Origin of the sequence: Acidisphaera sp. L21, assembly GCF_009765685.1 — a bacterium.
Taxonomy (GTDB): domain Bacteria; phylum Pseudomonadota; class Alphaproteobacteria; order Acetobacterales; family Acetobacteraceae; genus LMUY01.
The window spans coordinates 16,490-18,998 of sequence record NZ_LMUY01000014.1 but is presented as its reverse complement, the minus strand read 5'-3'; the positions used below and the strand labels follow the sequence as shown (position 1 = coordinate 18,998).

Below are 2,509 nucleotides of genomic sequence, written 5' to 3'. Positions count from 1 at the left end.
CGCTAGGTCGGAGACGGCGGGGTCATCCGGTATGTTCAAGACCGCCTTGGCCGCTCGGCGATGCCTAGTGCCCGCCGACGCATTCTATGAGTGGAAGGCGCTGCCAGACGGCAAGCAGCCCTATGCCATTGCCCGGCAGGATGGCGCGCCAGTGACCTTTGCAGGCATTTGGGAGGGCTGGAGGGCGCCAGACGGCGAGGTGCTGCGGACATTCGCCGTCCTGACCACCAGCGCCAACGGTACGATGGCCCAACTGCACGACCGCATGCCCGTGATCCTAGAGCCAAACCAATGGTCGATGTGGCTGGGTGAAGCAGAAGGTGACGCCATGGAGCTAATGCGGCCGGCTGCCGATGACGTCCTGCATCTGTGGCCCGTCAGCCGGGCTGTGAACAGCGTCCGGAACAATGGTGCCGATCTGCTGGACCGGATTGATGATCCGGCCGCGCCACCGCCGAGTGACGCGCCGCCGGGGCTTAATCCGGCCTAGCGCTTGCAGTCCTGTCTTCGCATGTTCGCTACCGCCTTGGCTGATAGCACCGCCATGCCGCCCAAAGCCGCGCCGGAACTGAAATGCACCAACGCCAGGAACGGCAGGTAGAACAGGGTCATGTCCGATCACTTAAGCGGCGTACAACCATCCGAGCCGCAAGAGCTGCAGTCATAGCAGCTGCGCCGAATACAACACCGCTGGTGATGGACGCCACGACGACGACACCTGTCAGCAAAGCCGGACGTGGAAGCAGTCTGATCATAGTGCGTTGTCCTTGGACGTTCCGCATCCACATGGCGACGTGAGCAAGCGTCGCAAGGATCGGTATGTTAGACACCGCCAAACCAGCCGCACAGGTTTTTGCCGAAGGTATAAGTGCCCGCAGTCTCGGCAAGCCGGTCACCGCATGCCCATATGCTGATGGCAGCGGCGATCACGAGGCTTAGATCGATGGCTGGCACGAGAGTGATGCGCTAGACGAAGATTTGGCACCGTAGACGACCCGAAATCGCCCGCGTATGCGCCTATGGCTCAGTTGGTTAGAGCGGGCCGCTTATAACGGCTTGGTCGCGGGTTCAAGTCGTGCCGGGCGCATGTGCTGTTATACGGCGGCTTCGGTCGTAACGTTAGGGCTTGCATCAGATCCTAGCGGCTTGCTTCCGGTGCCGGCACCGGAGCACCTGGCGCCACTTGGCGACTAATCTGGTTGAGAGATTGCAACTCCTGCTGATCCTTTGAAGGGCTTGGCGCATTGCCGGTTTGCCGAAGCCGATCTTCTACCGCCTTGCGCTTGCCTGGGACCGGCTGAGAACCAGAGATTGAACTCGTTCCATTTGTATGGGCTGAGCCTAAGCCAGCAGCGGCGCCTCCAGTGGAAGACGAGCCAGCGGACGAGGATCCCCCACTCCCCCCGGCCGATGAGCCACCAGCCGCAATGGCCAGGCTTGAAATACTCATTGTAGAGACGAGCACGCCAGCAGCAAACCTCGGGATATTGACCATGGCACCCTTCATTCGTCGATAGACCGGCAACGTTCAACGTCGACTAGAGGTTCCGAGCGCCCAATCAACCGCCAGCGACCCACCTCGGCTGCGGTAACCAGCGTTGGAAGGGTCACTAGATGCCCCGCCACCAAGCTCACACGATCAACACCCCTGCGACGAAAACCAAAATCTTCACCATCAGCCGTGCAGGAAAGCGCCCGCGTCGCCGTGGCGGCCTTGAGGGCCCGCCAGATTGCCAAGGCTGTCTCACACGGTCTCAGAGTTGTTGACGGTCACCAGCGCAAAGTGAGCCCGTGTTCGACATGGGTCAACTTTTTGACCTCCGTCGCAGCACTCATAATGCCGTCACGAAATCTCGGCCCAGGTCGGGTCTGTCTTAGCTTGAATTAGCTCGAGACTGGCATTTACTGTTGCCAATACCTCAATAAGATTCCCCATTGCAAAGACGTTATATTTAGTAGATGCGCCGGTATTGCTGTTGTCGAAGCGATAAATTCCGGCAGCCAGTTCGGGACCGCCGGCTTGAGATGGTTCTAAAGCGTAGTTGCTTGCAAACTTGCCATCGAAGGATCCGGCATTGCGAAAGCCAGTGATCGTCACTCGTTCAGTTGTCATGAGAAACTCCGCAGCAGAGGTGTAATTTCAGCGAACAGCGTCTAGCCCATCATCTCCGCAGGCACTTTGCCGCCGTTCTCGGAAAGCTTCTGCATGACTGCCTTGTGGAGAGCGATGTTTTCTTCGGCTGACCCGTCTGCTCCGGCATGCACATTTAGCTCGTTCGCGAGCTCCTTGCGGGCCTCGAGGCTGGAGTCCAGATCGAGCAGCTTAAGCAGGTCGACGATCGAATTCTGATAATTCCCGCCGCCGCCTTTCTGTGACGCCATCTGCGACAAGACCGCGCCGACGTCGACAGCCTTTGAGCCTGTGTCTGGTGTGGTCGTAGGCGAAGGTGAGACGGCTTCTGACACCGTTTCCGGAGCGGCCTGCGATATGGCGTCGACGATGCTTCCG

General features: G+C 59.3%; 4 protein-coding genes and 1 tRNA gene. 2 read left to right on the top strand and 3 right to left on the bottom strand.

Going from position 1 to position 2,509, the window contains the following annotated elements; all coding sequences use genetic code 11:
• Nucleotides 1–490 (top strand): SOS response-associated peptidase (locus tag GSQ76_RS03170; RefSeq protein WP_254070217.1); only part of this gene is annotated, 490 nt, incomplete at its 5' end.
• On the opposite strand, the gene GSQ76_RS32320 is transcribed toward GSQ76_RS03170, so the two are convergent.
• Nucleotides 487–612, bottom strand: a complete 126-nt coding sequence (locus GSQ76_RS32320) for a hypothetical protein (RefSeq protein ID WP_256366957.1) — start codon at nucleotides 610–612, stop codon at nucleotides 487–489. The genes GSQ76_RS03170 and GSQ76_RS32320 overlap by 4 nt on opposite strands.
• A 401-nt stretch (nucleotides 613–1,013) precedes the next feature.
• Here GSQ76_RS32320 and GSQ76_RS03165 point away from each other — a divergent pair.
• Nucleotides 1,014–1,087: transfer RNA gene (locus GSQ76_RS03165), tRNA-Ile, on the top strand.
• A 756-nt stretch (nucleotides 1,088–1,843) separates the two neighbouring features.
• On the opposite strand, the gene GSQ76_RS03160 is transcribed toward GSQ76_RS03165, so the two are convergent.
• Together GSQ76_RS03160 and GSQ76_RS03155 are read right to left on the bottom strand one after the other, a co-directional pair.
• Nucleotides 1,844–2,113: a hypothetical protein gene (locus GSQ76_RS03160; RefSeq protein WP_158742460.1), complete on the bottom strand. Its 270-nt coding sequence runs from the start codon at nucleotides 2,111–2,113 to the stop codon at nucleotides 1,844–1,846.
• 41 nt (nucleotides 2,114–2,154) lie between these two features.
• Nucleotides 2,155–2,509, bottom strand: a 355-nt coding sequence (locus tag GSQ76_RS03155) for a DUF3597 domain-containing protein (protein WP_216850869.1), incomplete at its 5' end; no start/stop codon positions are given.